At 41.8% G+C, this 23,267-nt stretch carries 23 protein-coding genes; 11 read left to right on the top strand and 12 right to left on the bottom strand.

Annotated elements, in window-relative coordinates; genetic code table 11:
- Positions 1 to 3: 3 nt before the first annotated feature.
- A complete protein-coding gene (locus A391_RS14680) occupies positions 4 to 132 on the bottom strand; it encodes a hypothetical protein (RefSeq protein WP_272912501.1) in 129 nt (42 codons plus the stop codon).
- Between the two features lie 37 nt (positions 133 to 169).
- Between A391_RS14680 and A391_RS0104305 the strand changes: the two genes are divergently transcribed.
- The gene (locus tag A391_RS0104305; RefSeq protein WP_019897592.1) at positions 170 to 1,396 is read left to right on the top strand and encodes an IS256 family transposase; all 1,227 of its coding nucleotides are present in this window, start codon (positions 170 to 172) and stop codon (positions 1,394 to 1,396) included.
- 34 nt (positions 1,397 to 1,430) lie between these two features.
- Here A391_RS0104305 and A391_RS13705 read toward each other — a convergent pair whose 3' ends face one another.
- The 5 genes from A391_RS13705 to A391_RS0104275 all read right to left on the bottom strand — a co-directional run bounded on the left by A391_RS13705 (position 1,431) and on the right by A391_RS0104275 (position 5,250).
- Positions 1,431 to 2,312, bottom strand: coding sequence for a porin (locus tag A391_RS13705; RefSeq protein ID WP_272912510.1), 882 nt, complete (start codon positions 2,310 to 2,312; stop codon positions 1,431 to 1,433).
- A gap of 24 nt (positions 2,313 to 2,336) precedes the next feature.
- Positions 2,337 to 3,697, bottom strand: a protein-coding gene (locus tag A391_RS14400; protein WP_088177625.1) for an IS3 family transposase whose coding sequence is annotated in 2 segments (ribosomal slippage) — positions 2,337 to 3,244 and positions 3,244 to 3,697 — 1,362 coding nt in all. Because the reading frame shifts where the segments join, the coding sequence is not laid out codon by codon here.
- Positions 3,698 to 3,731: 34 nt separating this feature from the next.
- Positions 3,732 to 3,986, bottom strand: coding sequence for a porin (locus tag A391_RS14555; RefSeq protein WP_232416136.1), 255 nt, complete (start codon positions 3,984 to 3,986; stop codon positions 3,732 to 3,734).
- 229 nt (positions 3,987 to 4,215) lie between these two features.
- Positions 4,216 to 4,593 (bottom strand): septal ring lytic transglycosylase RlpA family protein, encoded by a 378-nt coding sequence (locus tag A391_RS0104280; protein ID WP_019897585.1) that lies wholly within the window; start codon positions 4,591 to 4,593, stop codon positions 4,216 to 4,218.
- A 237-nt stretch (positions 4,594 to 4,830) separates the two neighbouring features.
- Positions 4,831 to 5,250: a helix-turn-helix domain-containing protein gene (locus A391_RS0104275; RefSeq protein ID WP_019897583.1), complete on the bottom strand. Its 420-nt coding sequence runs from the start codon at positions 5,248 to 5,250 to the stop codon at positions 4,831 to 4,833.
- Between the two features lie 139 nt (positions 5,251 to 5,389).
- Here A391_RS0104275 and A391_RS0104270 point away from each other — a divergent pair, with 139 nt between their 5' ends.
- Positions 5,390 to 6,193, top strand: a complete 804-nt coding sequence (locus tag A391_RS0104270; protein WP_019897581.1) for a sulfite exporter TauE/SafE family protein — start codon at positions 5,390 to 5,392, stop codon at positions 6,191 to 6,193.
- 265 nt (positions 6,194 to 6,458) lie between these two features.
- Complete coding sequence (gene rpoH / locus A391_RS0104265; protein ID WP_019897580.1) at positions 6,459 to 7,316, top strand: RNA polymerase sigma factor RpoH; 858 nt, start codon at positions 6,459 to 6,461, stop codon at positions 7,314 to 7,316.
- 90 nt (positions 7,317 to 7,406) lie between these two features.
- Here rpoH and A391_RS0104260 read toward each other — a convergent pair whose 3' ends face one another.
- Complete coding sequence (locus A391_RS0104260; protein WP_019897578.1) at positions 7,407 to 9,371, bottom strand: dynamin family protein; 1,965 nt, start codon at positions 9,369 to 9,371, stop codon at positions 7,407 to 7,409.
- A gap of 202 nt (positions 9,372 to 9,573) precedes the next feature.
- On the opposite strand from A391_RS0104260, the gene A391_RS0104255 reads away from it, so the two are divergent.
- The 5 genes from A391_RS0104255 to A391_RS0104235 all read left to right on the top strand — a co-directional run bounded on the left by A391_RS0104255 (position 9,574) and on the right by A391_RS0104235 (position 14,504).
- On the top strand, positions 9,574 to 9,954 hold the full coding sequence (locus A391_RS0104255) for a gamma-butyrobetaine hydroxylase-like domain-containing protein (protein WP_019897576.1): 381 nt from the start codon (positions 9,574 to 9,576) through the stop codon (positions 9,952 to 9,954).
- Positions 9,955 to 9,966: 12 nt separating this feature from the next.
- The gene (ubiE, locus tag A391_RS0104250; RefSeq protein WP_019897575.1) at positions 9,967 to 10,707 is read left to right on the top strand and encodes a bifunctional demethylmenaquinone methyltransferase/2-methoxy-6-polyprenyl-1,4-benzoquinol methylase UbiE; all 741 of its coding nucleotides are present in this window, start codon (positions 9,967 to 9,969) and stop codon (positions 10,705 to 10,707) included.
- A gap of 11 nt (positions 10,708 to 10,718) precedes the next feature.
- Positions 10,719 to 11,372, top strand: a complete 654-nt coding sequence (locus A391_RS0104245; RefSeq protein ID WP_232416135.1) for a ubiquinone biosynthesis accessory factor UbiJ — start codon at positions 10,719 to 10,721, stop codon at positions 11,370 to 11,372.
- Positions 11,373 to 11,375: 3 nt separating this feature from the next.
- A complete protein-coding gene (gene ubiB / locus A391_RS0104240) occupies positions 11,376 to 12,926 on the top strand; it encodes a ubiquinone biosynthesis regulatory protein kinase UbiB (protein ID WP_019897573.1) in 1,551 nt (516 codons plus the stop codon).
- 108 nt (positions 12,927 to 13,034) lie between these two features.
- Positions 13,035 to 14,504 (top strand): sodium:solute symporter family protein, encoded by a 1,470-nt coding sequence (locus tag A391_RS0104235; RefSeq protein WP_019897572.1) that lies wholly within the window; start codon positions 13,035 to 13,037, stop codon positions 14,502 to 14,504.
- 26 nt (positions 14,505 to 14,530) lie between these two features.
- On the opposite strand, the gene mutM is transcribed toward A391_RS0104235, so the two are convergent.
- The 5 genes from mutM to A391_RS0104210 form a co-directional block, all read right to left on the bottom strand.
- Positions 14,531 to 15,346, bottom strand: coding sequence for a bifunctional DNA-formamidopyrimidine glycosylase/DNA-(apurinic or apyrimidinic site) lyase (gene mutM / locus A391_RS0104230; protein ID WP_019897571.1), 816 nt, complete (start codon positions 15,344 to 15,346; stop codon positions 14,531 to 14,533).
- 90 nt (positions 15,347 to 15,436) lie between these two features.
- On the bottom strand, positions 15,437 to 16,333 hold the full coding sequence (locus A391_RS0104225) for a DUF4340 domain-containing protein (RefSeq protein WP_019897570.1): 897 nt from the start codon (positions 16,331 to 16,333) through the stop codon (positions 15,437 to 15,439).
- 49 nt (positions 16,334 to 16,382) lie between these two features.
- A complete protein-coding gene (locus A391_RS0104220; RefSeq protein WP_019897568.1) occupies positions 16,383 to 17,768 on the bottom strand; it encodes a GldG family protein in 1,386 nt (461 codons plus the stop codon).
- 14 nt (positions 17,769 to 17,782) lie between these two features.
- A complete protein-coding gene (locus A391_RS0104215; protein ID WP_019897567.1) occupies positions 17,783 to 18,529 on the bottom strand; it encodes an ABC transporter permease in 747 nt (248 codons plus the stop codon).
- Between the two features lie 56 nt (positions 18,530 to 18,585).
- Positions 18,586 to 19,521 carry an ABC transporter ATP-binding protein gene (locus A391_RS0104210; protein ID WP_019897566.1) on the bottom strand — a complete coding sequence of 312 codons (936 nt, stop codon included), beginning with the start codon at positions 19,519 to 19,521 and terminating at the stop codon, positions 18,586 to 18,588.
- A 374-nt stretch (positions 19,522 to 19,895) separates the two neighbouring features.
- On the opposite strand from A391_RS0104210, the gene A391_RS0104205 reads away from it, so the two are divergent.
- From A391_RS0104205 to ispE, 3 genes are read left to right on the top strand one after another with little or no spacing between them, the layout of a single operon-like run.
- A complete protein-coding gene (locus tag A391_RS0104205) occupies positions 19,896 to 21,671 on the top strand; it encodes a tetratricopeptide repeat protein (protein ID WP_019897565.1) in 1,776 nt (591 codons plus the stop codon).
- Positions 21,668 to 22,333 (top strand): lipoprotein insertase outer membrane protein LolB, encoded by a 666-nt coding sequence (gene lolB / locus A391_RS0104200; protein WP_019897564.1) that lies wholly within the window; start codon positions 21,668 to 21,670, stop codon positions 22,331 to 22,333. Before A391_RS0104205 ends, lolB begins: the two co-directional genes overlap by 4 nt.
- A gap of 53 nt (positions 22,334 to 22,386) precedes the next feature.
- Complete coding sequence (gene ispE / locus A391_RS0104195) at positions 22,387 to 23,262, top strand: 4-(cytidine 5'-diphospho)-2-C-methyl-D-erythritol kinase (protein WP_019897563.1); 876 nt, start codon at positions 22,387 to 22,389, stop codon at positions 23,260 to 23,262.
- Positions 23,263 to 23,267: the final 5 nt, after the last annotated feature.

Raw genomic sequence — 23,267 nt, 5'->3', positions numbered from 1 at the left:
CATTTATGCCTGAATATCGCTACCAAAACCGTCTTTAGAGTTGGAATTAATGTTTGCGCCCTGAATAATTCCATCAAGTGAGACTGTGTAGACTAGAAATTGGGGGTGTAAATAATTTTGTGTAAACGTCATTTTGCAGGAAACTGCTATTTTCAGGAATGGAATAAAAATGACGATACCAAAAGTATTACCCAATGATCTAATTGATAGCTTATTAGCTAACTATAAAAAACCAGAAGACCTGATTGGTGAGAATGGTCTTCTCAAGCAACTCACCAAAGCACTGGTTGAACGTGCGCTGCAAGCTGAGATGGCTGAACACCTTGGCCATGACAAACACGAAGCAGTAATGAATGGCACTGGCAATGCCCGTAACGGTAAAAGCCGTAAGACGCTCAAGGGTGAATTCGGTGAATTGCCTATTGAGATTCCCCGTGATCGTGATGCCAGTTTTGAACCGCAACTGATTCCTAAACATCAAACACGCTGGACAGGCTTTGATGACAAGATCATCTCCCTGTACTCGCGTGGCATGACGGTGCGTGAGATTCAAGGCCACTTGGCTGAAATGTATGGCACTGAAGTGTCACCTACGCTCATTTCATCGGTCACTGATGCTGTGGTTGAAGATGTGAAGCAATGGCAGTCTCGCCCATTGGATGCTATTTACCCAGTGGTGTATCTGGATTGCATCCATGCCAAAGTACGAGATACCGGTGCGGTCAGGTCTAAGGCAGTCTATCTTGCCATCGGCATCAACATTCAGGGAGAGAAAGAAGTATTGGGGTTGTGGATCGCCCAGACCGAAGGTGCCAAGTTCTGGCTAAGTGTTGTGACTGAACTCAAGAATCGAGGGGTACAGGACATTTTCATTGCCTGTGTGGATGGTCTAAAGGGCTTTCCTGAGGCGATCGAAACTGTCTATCCCAAGGCAACGGTTCAATTGTGTATTGTGCATATGGTGCGTAACAGCTTGAATTACGTGGGCTGGCAGAAGCGTAAGCTTGTGGCTGCTGATTTAAAGCGCGTTTATACCGCGTCAACGATTGATGAAGCAGAACAATATCTGTCTGAGTTTGAAGTAAGATGGGATGATGCCTACCCACCGATTGCACAATCCTGGCGCAGCAACTGGGCGCGTATCATACCGTTCTTTGATTACCCACCAGAAATACGCAAAATCATCTACACCACCAATGCGATTGAATCGGTGAATATGAGTTTACGTAAAGTGACGAAGAGCCGTGGTTCATTTCCAAATGATGAAGCTGTGATGAAATTGTTCTACTTGGCGCTGCAAAACATCAGCAAGAAATGGACGATGCCACTACGTGATTGGAAACCTGCTTTAAATAGGTTTACTATTCAATTTGAAGAGAGGATGCCTCAGCAGTAATCAACCGACGTTTACACAAAATTCGGGACACCCTCTAGAAATTAAAAATCATTGCTGTTGTAGCGGTCAGGCTTTCATCAGAAAATTTATCGTTGTCTTCGAATATTTTATCTTTACTTTGAAATTTTCTTAACTCTGCCCTTACTGCAAAGTGATTTGATAGCCGCCAATCCATATTGGCTGAATAACTAAATGTTCTAAAGCCATTTGGCGTATCAGTCGTCACAATCACTCCGTCTTTGTCTTGATAGTATTCGGCTCTTGCAGCAAAACTCAGTTTATCTGAGTAGCTATATTTAGCAATCAGTATAGGTGTAAACCAAACGTTATAACGACTACTGTTTCTTTCTTTTTGCTCTGCTCCAATATCAAAACCTGTGATGAGACCCCATTGATCATTTAACTGATATTGCCCATAAAAATGATGGAAGTAACGCACTTTTCTGTCTTTATCTGATTTATCGTTACCGATATAAGAGCTACTATTCAAGGTGACCTTTGAGTTAGGTTTATAAGTAAGTTGATGGCCGACTGAGGGGCTTGTATTGCCGTCTGGTCTTTGAATGCGCTGCCAGCCATTCAAGACCAGCCCACTGGCATACCATTTGCCATCATCTGATGTATAAGAAAGCCTTAGCCCTGTTTCAAAATAAGGTGAATTATCAGCCAGCATACTTCTAGTAACTGTCCAATTGTCTAATCCAATAGCACTTTCAAATCCAATATGAGACGGCATCACGCCAGCATCAATCCACAGGTTATCTGCAAGCTTTAACCCAACATTCGCTTCAAATAGCTTCTGTAAATTTTGAGGCTCTAACGCATAATTGGCACGCATGTAGGTGCCAGAACCTAAAGCTAAATTGGCACGCATCCGTTCATTGGTTAGACTAGCTTTGATAAACCCTAGATTAATGATCTGACCCCTAAAAGTTGGACATTAAGCTTGGGTTAAAAATAAGGACTGATTTCTGTATTGCACAGGACTCAGTCCTTTTAATTTTGTCTTAATTCTTTCGTGATTGTAATACCAGATATATTCCTTTAGCTCTTTAATGAAATCATCTGCATCTGTAAATTTCTTGGTGTAGTAAAACTCAGATTTAAGCACTCCAAAGAAACTTTCCATTGCAGCATTATCTAAGCAGTTACCTTTTCTTGACATGCTTTGACTTAACCCGCGTGCTTGTAACGCTGCTTGATAGCAAGACATCTGATACTGCCAGCCCTGATCCGAATGTACCATTGGTTTTTCATGTGGCTCTAGTCTGCTGATGGCCTGATGAAGCATGATGCCCACCAAACTATATTGCGGCCGTTGCGCCACGGCATAGGACACAATCTCTCCGTTATACAAGTCCAGTATAGGGGAGAGATATACCTTGTTACCCAAGATGTTGAACTCCGTCACATCGGTAACCCATTTTTCATTGGGTGTCGAAGCCTGGAACTGCCGCGCTAACTGATTAGGTGAAACCAATCCAACCCGCCCACGATAAGACTGATATTTCTTTACGCGCACAATCGATTTAAGCTTCAGCTCTTTCATCAACTTTAGGACAGTCTTGTGATTAATCCCATACCCCATCTGCTTCAATACCAAGCAAATACGGCGATACCCGTAACGACCTTTATGTTGGTGGTAGATTTCTTGAATCCTGGATTTCTCAGCACAGTAACGCTCCGGTAAGTTAACACGCTGCTGTCCATAATAGAACGAGCTCTTAGGTGTACCAGTTGCACGTATCAAATCCTGAGCCATATGATGTGGCCTTAATTCAGCAATTATTTCTGCTTGTTCTTTTCTTCCAATTGCTTGCGCTGAATCAAGGCATCGAGCTTTTTTAGATAAGCATGCTCCGTACGTAAATAACGTACTTCTGCCAATAGTTCTTGATGCGTCATTTCTTCCAGAGGTTTCTCTGGCGGTGTGGGTGGTTTGGACATCGCCTTAGCTCGCCCCCTGGGCTTGATAGAAATTGCTATCCTACCGCTTTCATAAAGCATTTTCCAGCGGGCAACAGTGGTCAATGCCGGAATGTTAAAGTGTGCAGCAGTTTGTCTGATTGACAGCTTCTCTGCTCGCATATGCTCAATGACAGAACATTTAAATGCTAGAGAATAGTTGGGATTGGGTTTCTTGATTAGCGCCTCAGCGCCATGATGATTGTGCAGCGCTATCCAATTGCGAACTGTACTCTCTTCAACTTGGAATTTATTTGAAGTTACTCTGTAGCCCACTTTGTTTAGAAGGTAATACTCAACAACAGACAGTTTAAATTCATACGAATATTTAGCCATAAAAAACTGCACCTTAATAAGTTAGGCATAATGTCTAAATTTTTGGGTGCAGTTCATTAATACTGGGTTTATCTGTGACATTATGGCTATAAGTAAAACCAGGTCTAACGTCACCTGTCGGGTGATTAAAATCATGCAGGTAATAGGTTTCTAAGTATCCGCTAATACGAAAATCACTCTGCGCTTCCTGACTGGCTTGATTAGGCGTTGGATTGATTGGTTGATGTTCTTCACTAGCGTGCACTATCGCGCTGAAAGTGAAAAATAATGAACTGATAAAAACTCTCATTTTTTTAATTGTTTCATACGTCAATCAATTCCTTTTGATTTTCTTACTTACTTCTACTCTGAATCGCCACTAGTTTACTAGAAACTTTAGTAACGATAGTTGAAGTCAAAAAATTAAAGGTAAACGGCAGTTTTACACCAATTAAATGATGAGGGGCGAAAGTTGGTTGATTAATCATCAGGCCGACAAATCCGCGAAACGGCGTCACGCTTGAAACAATTGTCAGGTGCTACTGAACAACCTCTATACTAACGTTCATCACACCAGAAGAGGTATTGCCAATACTACTGAATGCAGATTTTGAAAGATCAATAATTCGACCTTTTGCGAAAGGACCACGATCATTCACTTTCACAACGATACTTTTGCCATTACTCTTATTCGTTACTTTTACACTTGAACCGAAAGGGATTTTGTTATGAGCTGCTGTTTTTAAAGTATGGTGATACCGCTCTCCGCTGGCAGTTTTTCGATTCTGAAATTTATCATCGTAAAAAGAAGCCTCTCCCGATTCGTTATATCCTATCCAATTGTCTCGAACACCCGTTGGAATACTAGTACAACCTGACAAAGCCAGTAAAAATATGACTATCGATAACGTTTTCAAAATGAGTTCTATCTTTCAGTTTTTAGTGGTTGTGGGATGATTTCCGCATAACGTTGTAATTAACTCCGCGCTATTAGAGCATAGGCTTTGCATGAGTTCTCAGCAACTAGCACCTTCCACATGCCAAACTATAAGACTTAATTACCACTAGTTTACTAGACACCTTTGGAGTTAACCCGCTTAAGTAGATGTTTTTTACTTTCATTTTCTAGCTAGACAAACATTGACGTATTTCATTTATAAGTCACCTTTCTTCAACTTACTAGGTTGCCTAACTTTATTTTTCCCTGCAATCCTGAGAAATCGAAGAAACTTAGGGCATTCAAAATGATTGGGGGCTTTGCATACTGCCGCATGGTTTAGCCCATCTCGCATTGCTGTCAGTTCTGCAATTTTATTTTCTAGCTCATCAGCCTTAGCTAACAGTAGCTCACGGTTTATCACTGGCCCATCAGGGGTAAACATCTCATAGATTTCTTCTAACGAAAACCCTGCATTTCGCCCCAGCGATATTAACGCTAGTCGCTCTACAACATTAGCACTGAACAAGCGGCGTAAACCATTTCGGCCATAAGATTTGATTAAGCCTTTCTCTTCATAATATCTCAGGGTTGAAGCGGGCAACCCTGACACTTTTGCAACCTCAGCAATATCCATTATTCCACCTATCAAAATTAACGCTTGACTTCAAGTTGACTTGAACTTTTATCCTACTATTAACGCATGACTTAATACAACAATTTTGCAATGAAATTAGCTGCATATTATTGTTTTTTTAATAGCTGAAGGAGTTTATATGTTGAATATTGAATGGATTTTACTATACCTAGCATTGGGTGCATTTGTTGGATTCATGTCTGGATTACTAGGGGTTGGTGGGGGTGGATTACTAGTTCCTCTGCTTGCATCAATTTTTATCTATCAGGGGTTTAGTGCCGATAGCGTTGCTCATATGGCATTAGCAACTTCATTGGCTTGCATGATCATTACTTCATCCTCTAGTATGCGCTCACATGCTTCTAAGGACGCTGTAATGTGGGTGGTCGTTATGGGTATGGCGCCAGGCATTATTGTTGGAGCATTTTTCGCGACTCAAATCGCTAGTAGAGTCAACTCCGCCTATATTGCTATATTCTTTGCTTTGTTCATGGCACTTGTGGCATTGCAGACATTTCTTAAATGGCAACCAAAGCCCAGTAAAAGTCCAAGGACCTTGCTTGGATTAATTTTGGCCGGGATGGGAATCGGATCTGTATCCGCCGTAGCAGCGGTGGGAGGTGGTTTTCTGACAGTCGTGTATCTGGGGTACAAGAATGTAGATATTAAAAGAGCTATAGGAACTTCTGCTGCAATTGGTTTCCCCATAGCGATCACAGGTACTATTGGCTATATGATTAACGGCTGGGCTATAACGTTAGATAAACCCTACACCTTTGGCTATATTTATATTCCAGCATTCTTAACAATATCAATTGCTAGCGCTATAGCTGCGCCTATTGGTGCTCGTTGTGCTCATAACATGCCTGAAGCTTCATTGAAAAAAGTCTTCGCTATCATTTGTTTGGTACTGAGTATAAAAATGTTAGTTTCATTTTTGTAATCCTCTTTGAATAATTACAAATGCGTACTTCGTCATTCGCAAATGCAAAAATCAATATATTGATACAAAATTCCAGTATTAGCATCAATATTGTCTGAATATACCAATCAAAAAAAATCATATTTAGTTACCAACTTTATACATTCTTAACGGTTACCAACTTCAATGTCACAAAACACAACAAATACTTGGTTTGAACTTTCTGACACTAGCACTCTCAAACAGGGAGTGCTAAAATAACTTAATCAAGGAGGGTTACCAACTAATGACCAATGCTTTAACAGTACCTGCATTATTAGCAACTGACAGCCTAGAACAGTACTCTAGAGCGATTAAAGCCTATCCAATTCTATCTGCGGAAGAAGAGCTTTCACTCGCGGTAAGGTTCAAAAAAGAAAACGATCTTGAGGCTGCACGTCAGTTGATTGTTTCGCATCTACGTTTAGTAGCGAGTATCGCACGTGGATACATGGGCTATGGCTTACCCCAAGCCGACCTAATTCAAGAAGGTAATATCGGGCTAATGAAAGCCGTCAAGCGCTTTGACCCTGAGCGTGGTGTACGCTTAGTTTCATTTGCGATGCATTGGATCAAAGCAGAAATCCACGAATATATCGTGCGCAACTGGCGTTTAGTTAAAATCGCCACCACTAAAGCACAGCGCAAGCTATTTTTTAACTTACGCAGCATGAAAACTGGCATCAACACCATGCAGCCTAACGAGATTGCACATATTGCACACGAGCTGAATGTAAAGCCTGAAGAAGTGCTTGAAATGGAATCTCGTCTGAATGGTCATGAAATCTCACTAGAGACCAATATTGATGATGACAGCGAAGAACATTACAGCCCTATTGCTTACTTGCAAGATGAGAGCTTAACACCACCTGAAGCACTAGAAGCTAAACAATTTGAAATGGCAGAAACCACAGGCTTAGCATCTGCACTTAATCATTTAGATGAACGTAGCCGTCGTGTAGTAGAAGCACGCTGGTTACAAGAAAAAGACAGTAAAACTCTGCACGAACTTGCTGATGAGTTTGGTGTATCCGCAGAGCGCATTCGCCAAATTGAGCAAAAAGCGATGCTAAAAATGAAAACGCTGATGCTAGCTAATCGCTAAGTCAGATAGCGCGAACCCAAAAGGTTCAAGCAATAAAAAAGGCTGCGAATGCAGCCTTTTTTATTGTCTAAATCTTATCTTTTCAATTACTTATGCAGCAACCGCTGCATCTTCTTGCTCTGGCTGAAATGCAAGTGCATTGCGCATATGCATACGCAACACATTCAAGTCATCTAGTTGCGCTTGGATACTGCGCTCAATCGCCTCTAATTCCGCAATACGATCTTCTAAAGTATCAGTCGCTTTATAAATACGCTTGATACTCTCTAAACGCCTACGCAGTTGCAACTGATGCTCACGCACTTGAGACTCCATCGGTGCAATCACTGCTTTCAACCAATTTTCAATGTCACGGTTAGCCACTTCAAACACATGAATAACACGACTCGCTAGTGTTTCAAAGAACTTGCTAGTGAGCGTCATCTTCTCATTAGCGATCATATTAAATGCAGTATTAAATTGCTCTTTATAAGCACGCTCTAATTTAGATAGCTCTTTTTGGTAGCGTAAAGTAGTAAAAGTTGGTGGCTCAGACTTACGTAAACCATGCTCTTTTGAAAACTTTTCATACATGACGTCCATCATCTGCTTAATCTCATCAATTTGCACATCAGATGAGATCAATCTCGTTTTAAGCTCACTAAAAAAGTTATCCATCGCCACGCGAATGGTTTTAGTAAAACTTGCTTCAATCATGGTTTGACGAGTGGAGTGCACGTGTACTTTTAGCGACTCCATGCCCAACAAGGTAAACAAACGATTAGTATGCTGCGAAAAGATACTACGCAATGCCTGAAAGCGTTGCAGACCTTGCTCAAAGTTTTCCTTGTCAACTTTGACCTTGTTCATCATGTGCTCGACTACGTCTTCATTTTTACCGCGCAGTCCGCGCAACTCAAGTAACTGATCATTAACACCAGAAAATCTTGCGTCTAAAATCACATGAGAATTGGTAATCAAGTCCTCAATTTCATTTTGAGTATTGTCACGCACAATTTCCTTTTTAGCCGGAATCAACTCATTCGATAACGCTTTTTCCAGTTCTAAAACACGGCTTTTAACAAGCAAAGCTTCATCGCTATTCACTTTAGCAAGCAAGCCCTTTTGAGCAGATACTGGGTAAATATGACTCGGCTCCAAACCCAATAACTCTGCACTGGTTTTTACTTGTTTAGCAAGCTCTGTTTGAATTTCCTCTTCGTCTTTTAACTCGTCCCACAGGCCGTCAATTTTATTTAATACGGCTATACGTCCTTTTTGTTTCCAACGCGTGCCGCTGATGTATTGACGCCAAACATCTATTTCCGATTTAGTGACACCTGTGTCTGCAGCCAGTATAAATAATACGGCATGCGCATTTGGCAACATGTTTAATGTCAACTCAGGTTCGGTACCAATCGCATTTAAACCAGGCGTATCTAAAATAACCAAACCTTGTTCTAGGAGTGGATGCGGGAAGTTAATCATGGCATAACGCCAGCATGGCACATCAATTGTGCCATCTTTATTGATATTTAGAGCGTCATCTGCACTGTTTGGATCATACAGTCCATATTTCTCGGCCTCTACTAACGAAACAGCTTTGGTGCTACTCACCTCTTTAAAGGCACTGACCATGCTCTCGTTAGAGTCAACATCAAAAGTAACGGTTTTCCATTCATCCGGATAGCGTTTGTATTCAGAGGTTGTTGCATCAGAAAGACGCGTCTCAATCGGCAACATCATAATTGAGGTTGGCTTAGACTTATCGTACAGCAATTCTGTTGGGCACATGGTCGTACGACCTGCGCTTGAGGGCAACAGGCGCGTGCCGTACCCTGCAAAGAATATTGCATTAATCAGTTCGGACTTGCCGCGTGAAAACTCTGCAACGAATGCAACGTTCAACTTATCTTCGCGTAGCCTGTCCAACAACTGTTGAATTCTCTGATCGACCTGCGCATCATTGAGCTCTTGCTCGTTTAGCCAGCTACGATAGTCACAAATCGTGTCGACAAGCGCCTTTCGCCACTGGGAATATACTTCAAAATGATGTGCTAATTTATTATCTGCCATGATGGTCCTCAAACCATTTTTAGGTAGTGTTACTTTATCACTGTTAATTCAATATGCAAATAAAAGCATGCACTATTGTCTACATTACTGAATAGAATTCGGACAGGCGGTTAATTATTAAATATGAACGGTTACGTACTAGATTATCAGCAAACTAACTCATTCTGTTATCATCTTATTTTTTAACGAAGTTAAGCATACCATGAGCGAAAACACACAAAACGCGCCTCGCCCAATTGATATTAAACTTCACCAAACATCTCGTTTGCTGGAGATTAAATTTGATAACAATACTGAATGTATGTTGTCTTGCGAGTTCTTACGTGTTTACTCACCATCTGCTGAAGTGCGTGGCCACGGGCATGGACAAGAAGTACTGCAAATCGGGAAAGAAGATGTCAACATTTCAGCTATTCACCCTGTTGGGAACTACGCAGTCAAACTAGTGTTTACTGACGGCCATGATACAGGCTTGTACTCATGGGATTACCTATATGATTTGGCACGGAATTACGAGTCACTCTGGTTAGAGTATTTGGGCAAATTAAGTGCCGCTGGGCATGCTCGCAAAAACTTATCTTAAGAGAATACTGTGATGACAACAGAACAAAATACACATTTCGGCTTTAAAACAGTTGCAGAGACTGAAAAAGCAAAAAAGGTCGCTGAAGTATTCCACTCTGTCGCCAATAAGTATGACTTGATGAATGACGTGATGTCTGCGGGCTTACACCGTAGCTGGAAACGTTTTGCAGTCAGCATCAGTGGCGTCAGCCCCGGCGACAAAGTGCTCGATATTGCAGGCGGGAGCGGCGATCTATCTAAACTGTTCGCGCAAAAAGTAGGGCCTGAGGGACAAGTAATTCTGACAGACATTAACGCGTCTATGTTAGGTGTTGGTCGCGATCGTATGCTAGATGCTGGTCTAAATGTACCTGCCATGCAATGTGATGCAGAAAAACTACCGTTTCCAGATCAATACTTTGACTGTGTGATTGTTGCTTTTGGTTTGCGCAACATGACGCATAAAGATAAAGCGCTTGCCGAAATGCAACGCGTACTGAAAGTGGGTGGTCGCTTACTGGTACTTGAGTTCTCAAAAGTATGGCAGCCCTTATCTAAAGCTTATGATGTTTACTCGTTTAAGCTGTTACCGCTGATGGGCAAATTACTTGCAAAAGATGCAGATAGCTATCAATACCTTGCTGAATCTATTCGTATGCATCCTGATCAAGAAACGCTTAAACAAATGATGGTGGATGCAGGTCTTAGCAAAGTAGATTACTACAACTTGGCCGCTGGTGTAGTGGCGCTACATAAAGGCTATAAAACCTGATGTTTAAAAGCATGAGTACTCACGTTCTGCAGCATCTGATAGCACAAAACACTTGGGCTTGTAGTTTGCTGCAACCATTCACGGGTAAATCTGTACGCATCACGATTGCACCCGTCAGTAGCGTCCTAGTCATTTTAGAAGATGGTAGCCTAGCCGTGGCTGGTGAGACGAATGTTCCTGATGCATGCATTAACATAGTACCTAGCTTGCTACTAAGACTGCTTGCTAAAGATGAAGCGGCTAAATTAAAAATTGAGATTACTGGCGACACCCATCTTGCAACTGCATTAGCCAAAGTATTTTCTCATTTACGCTGGGATTATGAAGATGACTTAAGCAAACTGGTGGGTGATGTACCTGCCAATAAAATCGGATCATTCGCAAGAAGCTCTGTGCAAAATCTTAAAGATGCTGGTTTTAACATTGCCAGTATGCTCAGCGAATATTGGCAAGAAGAAAAGCCGATGCTCGCTAAGAAAAGACATGTTGACCAATTTAATAGTGAAGTCGATCGTTTGCGCTCTGATGTTGAGCGTTTTGAAAAAAGATTACAAAAGCTTGCCAAAATTAGTGACACAAAACTAAACAGTTCCAAAGCAAACGAAATCCACATGAACGAAATCAGCCCCACCCCACACAACCAAGTTACAGATAGCGCTAAATAATTTATGCGGATTTTTCGGCTTTTTTATATTATTTTCATTACCCTGCGTTTCAGTTTAGATGAGCTCATACTGAATCACAGCAAACTAAAACTTCTGCAATCCGTCATCGGCATCTTATTGTTTTGGCGAAATACAAAAACCCCGCGCGGCGCTCGCCTTAGATTGGCCTTAGAAACACTAGGCCCTATTTTTGTTAAATTTGGGCAAATGCTATCGACTCGCCGCGATTTAATTCCCGCAGACATTGCTGATGAGTTAGCAAAACTACAAGACCAAGTTCCACCATTTAGTTTTGCAGAAGTAGAAGCCATCATTACACAAGCGTTTAATGAGCCTTTAGCACAGCGTTTTTCACAGTTTGATGAAACTCCTGTTGCAAGCGCATCAGTGGCGCAAGTGCACTTTGCTCACTTACCACATGGTGAACCAGTTGCCGTCAAAGTATTAAGGCCAAATATTGAGAAAACCATCGCGCACGACCTACTGCTCATGGATACCGTGGCTTTGTTGTTACAAAGTATCTCATCTGAGTTTAGACGACTAAAGCCTCGCGAAATTGTTGCAGAGTTTGCAAGACATACCGAAAGTGAATTAGATTTAACACTTGAGGCAGCAAACTGTAGCCTGCTTGGTCGTAACTTTGCAGATAAATCCACATTAATTGTGCCAGATGTGCATTGGGATTGGTGCCGTAAAGAGGTGATGGTCATGCAACGTATGCATGGCACGCAAATTAGCCAGCGCGACCAGTTAATTGCAAAAGGAATTGATATTTCGAAACTAGCGAGAGATGGAGTTGAAATATTTTTCACGCAAGTGTTTCGCGATGGTTTTTTTCATGCGGATATGCACCCAGGCAACATACAGGTCGCAGATGATGGCAAATACATCGCGCTTGATTTTGGCATTATGGGATCGCTCAATGATGTAGATAAATATTACCTTGCACGCAATTTCTTAGCCTTTTTTAACCGAGATTATCGTGATGTTGCGCAGGCTCATATTGACTCTGGCTGGGTGCCAGCAGACACCAAGCGTGAAGAGCTAGAAACCGCAGTCCGAGCGATCTGTGAACCCATCTTCAACAAACCACTAAAAGACATTTCTTTTGCACGTACGCTACTGAGCTTATTTCAAATGGCACGTCGCTTTGGTGTCATCATTCAACCGCAGCTGATTATGTTGCAAAAGACCCTCCTCAATATCGAAGGCTTAGGAAGAGAACTAGACCCTAATTTAGATCTATGGAAAAGTGCACAGCCCTTTTTAACCCGTTGGATGAATGAGCAAATTGGATGGCGCTCTATGTTCAAAAACTTTAAAAATGAACTGCCACACATCATTAAGACGATGCCGCAAATGCCTAGACTAGCGCATCAGTTTTTAATGCAAACCAACCAAGCTGAGCAAGAAGTACCATTGCGAACATCGATAGAACAACTGATCAAAGCACAGCAACAACAAGCAACATGGCAAAAGCGGCTAGTGATTGCTATTGTAGCTTTGGCGCTTGTAGAGGTCTTATTAATTGCAGGCACTTACTTTATTCACTAACCCTGAGTCATTTTAAATGTAAGGACTTAAGGTTTTAAAGATACGCACCTATTTACTTAACCGCTCCTCAATTTTAGACACATAAATATTAAACTGTAGGATCCTGCTATGCTGATTTGGTTTGTCGTCTTCTACTTATTGATCTCGATTACGATAGGATTAGTTGCCGCCACACGTGTAAAAAACACTAAAGACTACGCAGTTGCGGGGCGCCATCTGCCACTACCCGTTGTTATGGCGACTGTATTTGCCACATGGTTTGGTGCTGAGGCAATATTCGGCGTATCTGCTACCTTTGTCACAGACGGTTTAAACGGTGTTGCTGCAGACCCTTTCGGCTCCAGCATGTGCCTAGTGATTGCAGGCTTTTTCTTTTCTACCCAGCTTTATAAACTCAACATTATCACCCTCGGTGATTTTTACCGCATGCGTTACAACCGCTCAGTTGAAGTACTAACAACCATTGCCATTGTCATTTCATATTTAGGCTGGGTGGCTGCACAAATCAAAGCACTAGGCCTTATTTTTAATATCATTACCGATGGTGCGGTAAGTGAAGAAACTGGGATGATATTAGGCACAGCTATCGTCCTCACCTATACAACATTCGGCGGTATGCTATCAGTAGCAGTGCTAGACTTTGTACAAATGATTGTAGTGATTGGCGGGCTGCTTTATATAGGTAGTATCGTTTCTGGCATGACAGGCGGTGTTGCACCAGTGGTAGAACACGCACGTGCAGCGGGGAAACTAGACTTTTTCCCCAAAGGTGCAGATATTTGGGTGTGGATGACATTTCTTGGTGGCTGGCTGACCATGATGCTAGGCTCTATTCCTCAACAAGATGTATTCCAACGTATTACTTCTGCAAAAAGTGCAAACATCGCATTATGGGGCTCTCTTCTAGGCGCTACGGTCTACTTCTGCTTTACCTTTGTACCAATGTTCATTGCTTATGCAGCCACGTTAATTGATCCAGCACACTTTGGTGCGCTGGTCGTAGAAGACTCTCAGCGCGTGCTCCCTTATTTAGTGTTAGAACACACGCCGCTATTTGCACAAGTCATTTTCTTTGGTGCGGTACTTTCTGCCATTATGAGTTGTTCATCAGCAACACTATTAGCACCATCAGTATCCTTCGCAGAAAATATCGTCAAAGGTTACATGCCCAATTTAAGTGACAGAGGCTTTCTTAAAGTCATGCGTATTTGCCTATTAAGCTTTGGTTTATGCGTGTTAATCTACGCCCTCAATTCTGAACGTTCAATCTTTGGGATGGTAGAGTCCGCTTACAAAATTACGTTGGCTGGGGCATTTGTGCCACTCGTGTTCGGCGCATTCTGGAAAAAATCCACCTCACAAGGCGCACTAGCTGCCATCATTGGGGGTATTAGTACTTGGGTATTGATTGAAGTCTTAGTAGGTGAAGAATGCTTAATTCCACCGCAACTCATCGGCTTGGGAGTAAGTATTATTGCGATGATCCTAGGCTCACTACTTCCTCAGAAAATCGGTGGCAGCCCAGAAAAACCAGCTGGATATTTACATGAGCATGCGGCAAGGTCACATCAACGCTGACCCGTTTTTATAAATCTAATGATACCTCAGCGCTTTTGGCAAACTCCACAATAAAACGTGGAGCGCTGCCCTTGGCGAATATTTAAAATTGGCTTGCCGCATACTCTGCATGGCTCATCAGTTCTACCGTAAACAAAATACTGTTGCTGAAAATATCCTGGGTTGCCATCAGTGCCAAAAAAGTCCCGCAAGCTGCTACCGCCGACTTTAAGCGCATCGCTTAATGTCGCCTTTATTTCACTCACGAGTTTTTCACATTGCTTCAAACTTAGCCTATTCGCAGGTGTTGCAGGATCAATCCCTGCACGGAATAAAGACTCGCTTGCGTAAATATTACCTACCCCTACCACCAAATGGCTGTCCATTATCGTAGTTTTAATGGCTGCCGTGCGTGTGTGCATGTGTTGCTGCAAATACTTACCTGTAAACACATCATCCAAAGGCTCAGGGCCTAATACACTGAGTAGCTTATGTTGCTCATATTGCTCACCAGCCCATAGCACCGCACCAAATCGCCTAGGGTCACGTAGGCGTAGCACTTGCCCATCATTAAATGCAATATCAAAGTGATCATGCTTTTGCGCTGGCTCGTTATTGGCCAGTAAACAAATACGTCCAGACATACCTAAATGCAGTAATAGAACACCATGATCAAAATGTGCAAGAATATACTTAGCTCGGCGCGTTAACGCGCGTAAGGTTTTCCCATGCAACAACTCTGGTAGGTTTGCTGGAATAGGCCAGCGTAGCGATGGATTGCGAATCACAATCGAGGCTACAGCCTGATCTAAAAGCGACAGCAATCCCAGCCTTGTCGTCTCAACTTCTGGTAACTCTGGCATAACTGTAATTTCCTAGAAAAAATCCCTCACGATACGACAGTACAGTGAGGGATTTTTTAAATGAGAAAAGTTAAGTGAATGAATAACACATTACTTACTTGGTACATTAATTGGCGGGTTTAACATCACAAAACCCGAGTCAGATGGGAATGTATACATGATGCCTTCATCCGGGCGCCCCAAAAGCAAATCTGGCGACTCTTGAATCTTATCAAAATGCACTTTACTGCCATCTGCCAATTTGATTTCAAATGAAGGATAAACGGTTTTACGGTCAGGAGTATATAACTCAACGGATTTAGCTAGCGTGTGTATCCATGAGTAATCTACCCACTCGTTCATTTCATTTTGTAATGGCTTAGCTTCTTTAATAGAAACTTTCCACTGACCGTCCACCAAATCTACATTTAGCCTAGAGGCTTCCCATTGTTCAAGTCGGCTAAAATCAAAACCTGCCACTTTCTCTGTAGGTTTTAATGGCGCTTTATCCACCATTTCAATCACCTGAGTAGAAGCTGCCTCAGCATAAGTGTTGGATACTAAGTAAACCGTATTCTTATGCAGAATATATTGCTCGTCAGTAAGTGGGTTATAAGTACCAAATAAAAACTCTTCAGCACTATTTGCATCTCTAAATAACTTTAATTTAAGTGCAGGGTTCACCAATCCAAACTTAGCCATATCATCTGAAACAATTTTTTCACGACTTTTAGCCGCAATAATGGCCAGAATACGCTGCACAGACAACTGGTCAGCACGTGTTTTATAGGGTGCAGTCAAACGCCAGTATCCATCTATTTTTTCAAAAGTGACAGCAGCCTTAGCTGGAAACTCAATCGCAATGGCATTAAACTCAGCCAGTTTGTACGTTGAAACTTCGTACTCAGCCCCTTTATTGGCCTCTGTTTTAGGACGAACATACAAAAATGTTACTAGGCTCGCCACCACCGCAAGTAAAATTAGATTTAATAACCAACGTTTTTTCATGCCACTCCCTCAACCACTTATTACAACACTAGATTAAAGCTCTCTATTACTAAGCCCTTCTGCGCTTCCACCAGAAATATAATCCTGCAATCATGAATCCAAGCGGAATAAAATATTGGAAGCTATGGAATACAGTCCAAGCAACTAAACGACCTTGATCAGTATCGGGAATTGAAACATTGATGTCTTTCAAAGGCATCGGCTGTATCGTAATCAGGTTGTCATCACCTGCTAACCAGTTAACGATATTCACGCCTAAATCCAAATTGCCGCCATTAGTAATGAAGGTGTTAGATAAGAAGTTAGCATTGCCCATCACCACTACACGCTGACCTTTTTTGCCATAGATACGCTCTAGTGCAACACCAATATTGATTGGGCCACGCTTATCTGTCTTTTCATTAAAAACAGGTTTTGCACCTTTTGCCAACTTCGCAGAGGACAACCAGCCGTTAGGCGCCACTTCAACTAACTTGCTTACTTTCCATCCGTTTTCATCAGTACCTACCGCGCTCACTTCATGAGACTCTGGGAACAAAGTACGCAACATAAAGTTAGTCGTAATTGGATGCTCACCATATAAACTCGCAAACGCAACGCGCGCATCTGCACCATACTGAGCAGAGGCCATATCTAACACGACACCAGGGGATACTTGCAGACCTAAGTAGTCAGCAATGTTCTGCATACCTTTAAAGTCATTATCATCTAGCAACCAAAGCAAATTACCACCAGCTTCAAGATAAGCTTTAATTTTTTGCGCCTCAATCTCACTGATATCGACTTGTGGGCTTGCTACTACTAACATCGCACCATTACTAGGTACAGCCTGTGCAATCGTTAAATCTGGGTTAGCAAATTTAAACCCTTTGGTTTCTAACTGTTTACCAAACTCGCCTAAATCATGATTCTTAACACCAATCAAGTTGCGCTCACCATGACCATCTAAATACATAACAGCTTGCTGATTAGTACGAGATAGTCTGACTAACAAGTTAGTAAACTCTTGCTCTGCAAATGGTGGTGTAATATGTTCAACGCGCTTTTGATACTCGACCACCACTTCACCATCCACTTTTACACCAGCATCTTGTGCTAGTTTTGGCTCTTCAGAAGGGTTAATAAATTTGAGTCTAATATCTTTTTTATCACGTTGGTAGCGCGCCACAAAGTCCACAATCCCTTTACGGAACACATCACCGCTTGAGGCGTCATCTTTAGTCGCGTACACAGTAATATTAACTGGTGCTTTCATCTGCTTGAGCACGTTCACACTGCCCTGCGTCAAAATATTGCGATTCGCTTGTGTAATATCTTTTGCTACGCGATACTCGCTAGCAAAATAGCCTAGCAACACAACAAGCATTAAAAACAATACGACAAAAAACCAATTTTGTACTAATAGCTGAAAACGTAATTTACGATTAATGTTCATATCAAAAATTCCAATTAACCACGTAAGCGGTCAGCATCTAAGCGACGCACTGTTAAGGTTAAAAATGTCACTGCGAATAAAATAAAATAGACGATATCTGCACTATCTATCAAACCGCTAGCAAATGACTGAAAGTGACGTGTGAGTGATAAGCTACCTAAAACGTTGGTTGGGTCATCCCCAAAAAAGCGGTCTAACATCATCAATGCAAATAGTGCGATGAACGTTAAAATGGCAGCAATAACAGGCTGTTGCGTTAAGCTAGAAAAGTAAATACCTAAAGCAGAGAAGCCCGCCACCATTAGCAACAAACCAAGCGAGTTAGTAAATAAAAAGCCAAAATCAATATCAGCCCAAATATTAAGCGTCGACAGCATTGCACCAATAAACAAAATCAAGATACTCAAGAATGCCACTAGACCAACAAACTTACCCACCACAATTTCAGTCAATGAAATAGGCGCACTGAATAAGAACGGAAGCGTTTGGCTACGGCGCTCTTCAGAAATAAGTCTCATCGACAATAACGGCACCGCGAACAACATAATAAATGAAGCTAAGCCATAAACAGACTGACCCACAAACTGGGTAACACCAGTACGCTCAGCTGGACGCATCGCTCCTGACATTACGGCAAAATAGTCATTCACTGCATTCAGGTATTGCGTACCAAATGCGAACATTAACAACGACAAAATCACCCACCCCATCGGCGAGGCAAATACACTTTTAAGTTCTTTTCTTGCGACATTAATAATCATAAATAAAACCTTAAATAACCGATTGTTATACTGAAAAGTGACTCAACTGAACCAAACTAAACAGCAACTTGCTCTTGATAAGTCAGTTGCATAAACACGTCTTCCAAACTGGTTTGGTCTGGTGCAATTTGATGCAAACCCCAACCTTGCTGAACAGCTGCCTGCACAATCGCCTCTGCTGGTTCTGCATTTTCTGCATAACGCACACGAATCAAGCCATTAGCTAAGCTTTCAGCCTCTGAAACACCAGATATTCTGAGAATTTCTTCAATCGCTGGTGGGTTACGTAAACCGATAAGTAGTTTATTACCAACACGTTGACGTTTAAGCACATCAATCGAACCATTAAAAACAAGCTTGCCTTTGTCGATAATTTGTACCTGATCACACACCATTTCTACCTCAGGCAGAATGTGTGTAGAGATAATCACGCTATGATCCGTGCCAACTTCACGAATTAATGTACGAATATCACGAATCTGAATTGGATCTAGGCCCACAGTTGGTTCATCAAGAATCACCACCATTGGGCTATGAATAATCGCTTGTGCAATACCAACACGTTGTTGATAACCGTTTGATAAGTTTTCAATCAATCGTTTGCTCATATGCGTTAAACCACAACGCTCTTTAGCATTTTCGACTGCTTTTTTAATGTGCTTAGCACTCACACGATGCAGTCTGGCTGCCATCGTCAAATACTCATCTACAGTCAACTCTTTATATAAAGGACGCATTTCTGGCAGGTACCCAATCAGCGCCTTGGCCTCTTTTGGGTTTTCTATCATATCGATACCACAAATCTTGACACTGCCATGGCTCGGCGCCAAATTGCCAGTGAGCATTTTCATGGTGGTAGATTTACCAGCTCCGTTAGGGCCTAGAAACCCCAAAACCTCGCCTTTACTTAAGGTGAAATTAACATTACTTACTGCTTCGCGACCTCCGTAAAGCCGCGTAAGCTCAATTGCCTCAACTGTAAAATTATTCATAGGTACTCAATTAAAACATTCGTTTAAATACAGACGGTTATTACCAATTTTATAAAAATATTATAAAAAGCCTGACCCAGATAAAACAAATCTATAGATTCAAATCTACAGGCGACAGTTCATTTCACTTGCGCTATAGTCAATCTATAATTATGTCGGAACTTGCAGCCGCTGTCACGGACTAAGAAGCAACGAGGCATGATACAGTGTTAACCTAATGATTAGATAGACACATTCAGTGATGCATCGCAAATATAAAAGTAATTCTGGGTAAATATTTAGTTTAAACCCATTAAAACTAATGCAAACTATAAACGCGTAATTTACTATATAGCGTAAACAATCAACTTTATAAAATGGTTTCACATACCCTGATGACAAAAAAACTAGATTTGAACACACCGCTTAAAAAAGCCGCCCCAATTACAACCGCGGTGAACGTTGCCTTATGCATGCTAATGCTAGGTCTGGCTAGTTGCGCAAGCAATCATCCAAACCGTTATCATTCAGATACATTAGCAAGTGCTAATGAGCCAGCTTCACCTCATGAGAAAACACTGACTGCGGAATTTGTTTATAAATACCTAGTTGGTGAAGTTGCAGGGCAGCGTGGCGAAATTGGTACAGCAGGCGCTATTTTTTACGATTTAGCTCGTGCAGAACAAGATCCTCGCTTAGCCGAGCGTGCAGCAAAAATTGCAGCCTATGCAAATATTCCAAATTTAACAGTTCCAGCCGTCAAATTATGGGCAGAACTAGATCCAACTTCAACAGAAGCTCAGCAAGCAATGACAGAAATGCTGATTGCAACCGGTAGACTAAATGAAGCAGAACCTTACCTAGCACAATTATTAGTAAAAGAAGAGTCTAGAGCTGGTGGTTTTTTATTTATTAACTCACTACTTAATAGAAGCCCTGACAAAAATGCTGTATTAAAACTAGTGCAATCTCTAGCCAAACCCTACCCTACCCTAGCCGAAGCTAATTTCGCAGTTGCACAGGCAGCATACATTGCTAACCAAGATACGGTAGCGCTTAATGCGCTCTCAAAAGCAGAAGATATTCGCCCTAACTGGGTAATCGCAGCGTTACTGAAAGGCCAAGTTCTCTTTCGTCAATCACCAAACAAAGCGATTGCTTTTTACTATGAATATTTAAAAGTACAACCTGATGCAAATGAGATTCGCATCAATCTAGCAAAAATTTTAGTTAATCAGAAACAATACGCTGCTGCAAAAGCTGAGTTCCCAGCCATACTCGACCATGCTAAAAACTCTCAAGAGAACAACACTGCCGAAATTTATGCCATTATTGGATTACTTTCATTCCAAGCAAATGACTACAACGAAGCTGAGAAGTACTTCAAACAAGCAATTGACAATAACTTCAAAGATACAGACCAAATTTATCTGTACCTTGGTCAAACTGCTGAAAAACAAAAGCATGATGTCGCCGCAATGTCTTGGTACAACAAAGTTCCGGCAGGACCACGCCACCTTGAGGCACAATTTAACTTAGCCAATGTGATTGCTCGCACACAGTCAACTGACAAAGCCATAGAATTACTGGACAATTTAGAAGACTTAAATGTTGAACAACAAATCCTAGTCATTAAAGCGCAAGCAGCTTTGCTCTCCAAAGAAAAGCGCCATCAAGATGCTTTTGAACTACTAAATAAGGCCGTAAAAAATCTGCCGAACACTCCAGAGCTCGTTTACGACTACGCACTTGCTGCAGAGCGAGTAGGAAAGTTTGACCTCATGGAGCTAGAGTTACGCAGAGCAATTGCTGAAAAACCAGACTTTGCTGCTGCGTACAATGCACTTGGCTACTCATTTGCTGATCGCAACATCAGACTTAAAGAAGCTATCAGCCTCATTGAAAAGGCATTAACACTATCCCCTAACGACCATTACATGCTAGATAGCTTGGGTTGGGCACATTACCGCAAAGGCAACTTAGATAAAGCAATTCAATATCTAGAACAAGCATTCAATATTAATCCAGACCCTGAAATTGCAGCACATCTAGGGGAAGTTCTCTGGCAAAAAGGCGAGTATGAAAAAGCTAAAAAAATATGGAATGATGCGTTGACTGCAGATCCTGAGAATGAAATCCTGTTAATCACTGCAAATAAATTTAAATCTTGAGTGTTTTAGCAACCATACTCAACAGCACTCAATCTATTTTAGTCAGATCAATACAATTGACGCGTCGTTTTCTAACCTTAAGCTTGGTCACTTTATTGACAGCTTGTGCAATCACGCCCAATCAAGTGCAGATGAGCGCTGACTCAACGTTCCGCCATCAAAAACATTTGCAAACCAATGCAGAAATACGGCAATTCACGCTTCAAGGCAGAATCGGCGTACAAACCGACAGCAAAGGGTTTTCAGGTGGCTTAAAGTGGCTCCATTCATTGGGTGATGACAATATTGCATTATTCTCACCACTTGGTAGCCAAGTCGCGCAAATTACAAAATCCAACAACCAAATCACACTTACCGATGCAAATGGCAAAGCTGTTTCTGCTGCAAACGCAGAAACACTGACGCACAATACGCTTGGCTGGTCACTCCCATTGACCGGCCTTGCCGACTGGTCGCTAGGTCGCCCAACAAGAGGGCCTGTTTTAGCAAGCACATGGAATGAACAAGGCTTACTAACTACACTTAGTCAAGATGGCTGGAAAATTGAGTTCTCAAACTACGCGGAACTAAATGGATACTGGGTACCAGGCAAAATCTTTCTCAAAAGTGACAAAGTTAACCTTAAACTATTGGTGGAAAATTGGGATAACATTCAGCGCTAGAGATTCACTCAATCAACACTGACAAACACTTAATAGAACTAACTTAGCAAGCTATGCATGACTTCGAAGCTTTTTTAGCACCCGCCAAAATCAATTTATTCCTACACATCACTGGGCAACGTGAAGATGGGTATCACTTATTACAAACGGTCTTTAGATTACTTGACTACTACGACACCATTTATCTAAAAACCACCAACACCAGCGCAATTAAACGTGTGAATGAGATTGCAGGTGTTCCAGAAGAAAATGATTTATGTGTACGTGCAGCCCAACTGCTTCAGAGACACACAGGCTGCCAACTTGGCGCAGAAATTTTAGTGGATAAAAAAATTCCGATGGGTGGTGGACTTGGCGGTGGCAGCTCAGATGCTGCAACCGTCTTACTCGCACTCAATCAACGCTGGCAACTAGACCTACCAAGAGAGGAATTATTAGCACTCGGATTGCAACTAGGTGCGGACGTACCGTTTTTCATCTACGGCAGCAATGCTTGGGCTGAAGGAATTGGCGAGCAATTACAAGCGATTACCTTACATGATGCCTATTATGTAGTGTTAACTCCAAACGTTCACGTATCAACAGCACAAATATTTTCTAATAATCAATTGACAAAGAATACGATTCCTAAGAAAATAGCCGCCTTTTCCGAGATAGCGAAATTAAGCACTGAAAACTTAGCGTTAGGAAACATCCGCGATGGGTTTACAAATCAACTGGAAAAAGTAGTTTGTAGTATTTATCCTGAAGTAAAAGCATGCTTGGACTGGCTAAAACAGTACGGAGATGCTAGAATGAGCGGCTCAGGTGCTTCGGTCTTTTTAGAAGTGGCTGATCAGGAAGTTGCAAATAGTATTTACCAACAAAAACCGAAAGAGTATTTTGGGTTTGTTGCAAAAGGGTTGAATCAGCACCCTTTTATTAAGTAAATAGC

The sequence above is a fragment of the Methylotenera mobilis 13 genome, assembly GCF_000384255.1.
Classification (GTDB): Bacteria; Pseudomonadota; Gammaproteobacteria; order Burkholderiales; family Methylophilaceae; genus Methylotenera; species Methylotenera mobilis_B.
This window is presented reverse-complemented; position numbering and strand designations above follow the sequence as displayed.

Excerpts from the sequence above, each read along its gene's own strand:
- A391_RS0104260 (WP_019897578.1), bottom strand. The coding sequence starts at position 9,371 with ATGGCAGATAATAAATTAGCACATCATTTTGAAGTATATTCCCAGTGG.
- ubiB (WP_019897573.1), top strand. The coding sequence starts at position 11,376 with ATGCGGATTTTTCGGCTTTTTTATATTATTTTCATTACCCTGCGTTTC.
- ubiE (WP_019897575.1), top strand. The coding sequence starts at position 9,967 with ATGACAACAGAACAAAATACACATTTCGGCTTTAAAACAGTTGCAGAG.
- A391_RS0104255 (WP_019897576.1), top strand. The coding sequence starts at position 9,574 with ATGAGCGAAAACACACAAAACGCGCCTCGCCCAATTGATATTAAACTT.
- A391_RS0104225 (WP_019897570.1), bottom strand. The coding sequence starts at position 16,333 with ATGAAAAAACGTTGGTTATTAAATCTAATTTTACTTGCGGTGGTGGCG.
- A391_RS14680 (WP_272912501.1), bottom strand. The coding sequence starts at position 132 with ATGACGTTTACACAAAATTATTTACACCCCCAATTTCTAGTCTACACA.
- ispE (WP_019897563.1), top strand. The coding sequence starts at position 22,387 with ATGCATGACTTCGAAGCTTTTTTAGCACCCGCCAAAATCAATTTATTC.
- A391_RS14555 (WP_232416136.1), bottom strand. The coding sequence starts at position 3,986 with ATGAGAGTTTTTATCAGTTCATTATTTTTCACTTTCAGCGCGATAGTG.
- A391_RS0104215 (WP_019897567.1), bottom strand. The coding sequence starts at position 18,529 with ATGATTATTAATGTCGCAAGAAAAGAACTTAAAAGTGTATTTGCCTCG.
- A391_RS0104220 (WP_019897568.1), bottom strand. The coding sequence starts at position 17,768 with ATGAACATTAATCGTAAATTACGTTTTCAGCTATTAGTACAAAATTGG.
- A391_RS0104245 (WP_232416135.1), top strand. The coding sequence starts at position 10,719 with ATGAGTACTCACGTTCTGCAGCATCTGATAGCACAAAACACTTGGGCT.
- A391_RS0104235 (WP_019897572.1), top strand. The coding sequence starts at position 13,035 with ATGCTGATTTGGTTTGTCGTCTTCTACTTATTGATCTCGATTACGATA.
- A391_RS0104210 (WP_019897566.1), bottom strand. The coding sequence starts at position 19,521 with ATGAATAATTTTACAGTTGAGGCAATTGAGCTTACGCGGCTTTACGGA.
- mutM (WP_019897571.1), bottom strand. The coding sequence starts at position 15,346 with ATGCCAGAGTTACCAGAAGTTGAGACGACAAGGCTGGGATTGCTGTCG.
- rpoH (WP_019897580.1), top strand. The coding sequence starts at position 6,459 with ATGACCAATGCTTTAACAGTACCTGCATTATTAGCAACTGACAGCCTA.
- A391_RS0104305 (WP_019897592.1), top strand. The coding sequence starts at position 170 with ATGACGATACCAAAAGTATTACCCAATGATCTAATTGATAGCTTATTA.
- A391_RS0104270 (WP_019897581.1), top strand. The coding sequence starts at position 5,390 with ATGTTGAATATTGAATGGATTTTACTATACCTAGCATTGGGTGCATTT.
- A391_RS0104205 (WP_019897565.1), top strand. The coding sequence starts at position 19,896 with ATGACAAAAAAACTAGATTTGAACACACCGCTTAAAAAAGCCGCCCCA.
- A391_RS0104275 (WP_019897583.1), bottom strand. The coding sequence starts at position 5,250 with ATGGATATTGCTGAGGTTGCAAAAGTGTCAGGGTTGCCCGCTTCAACC.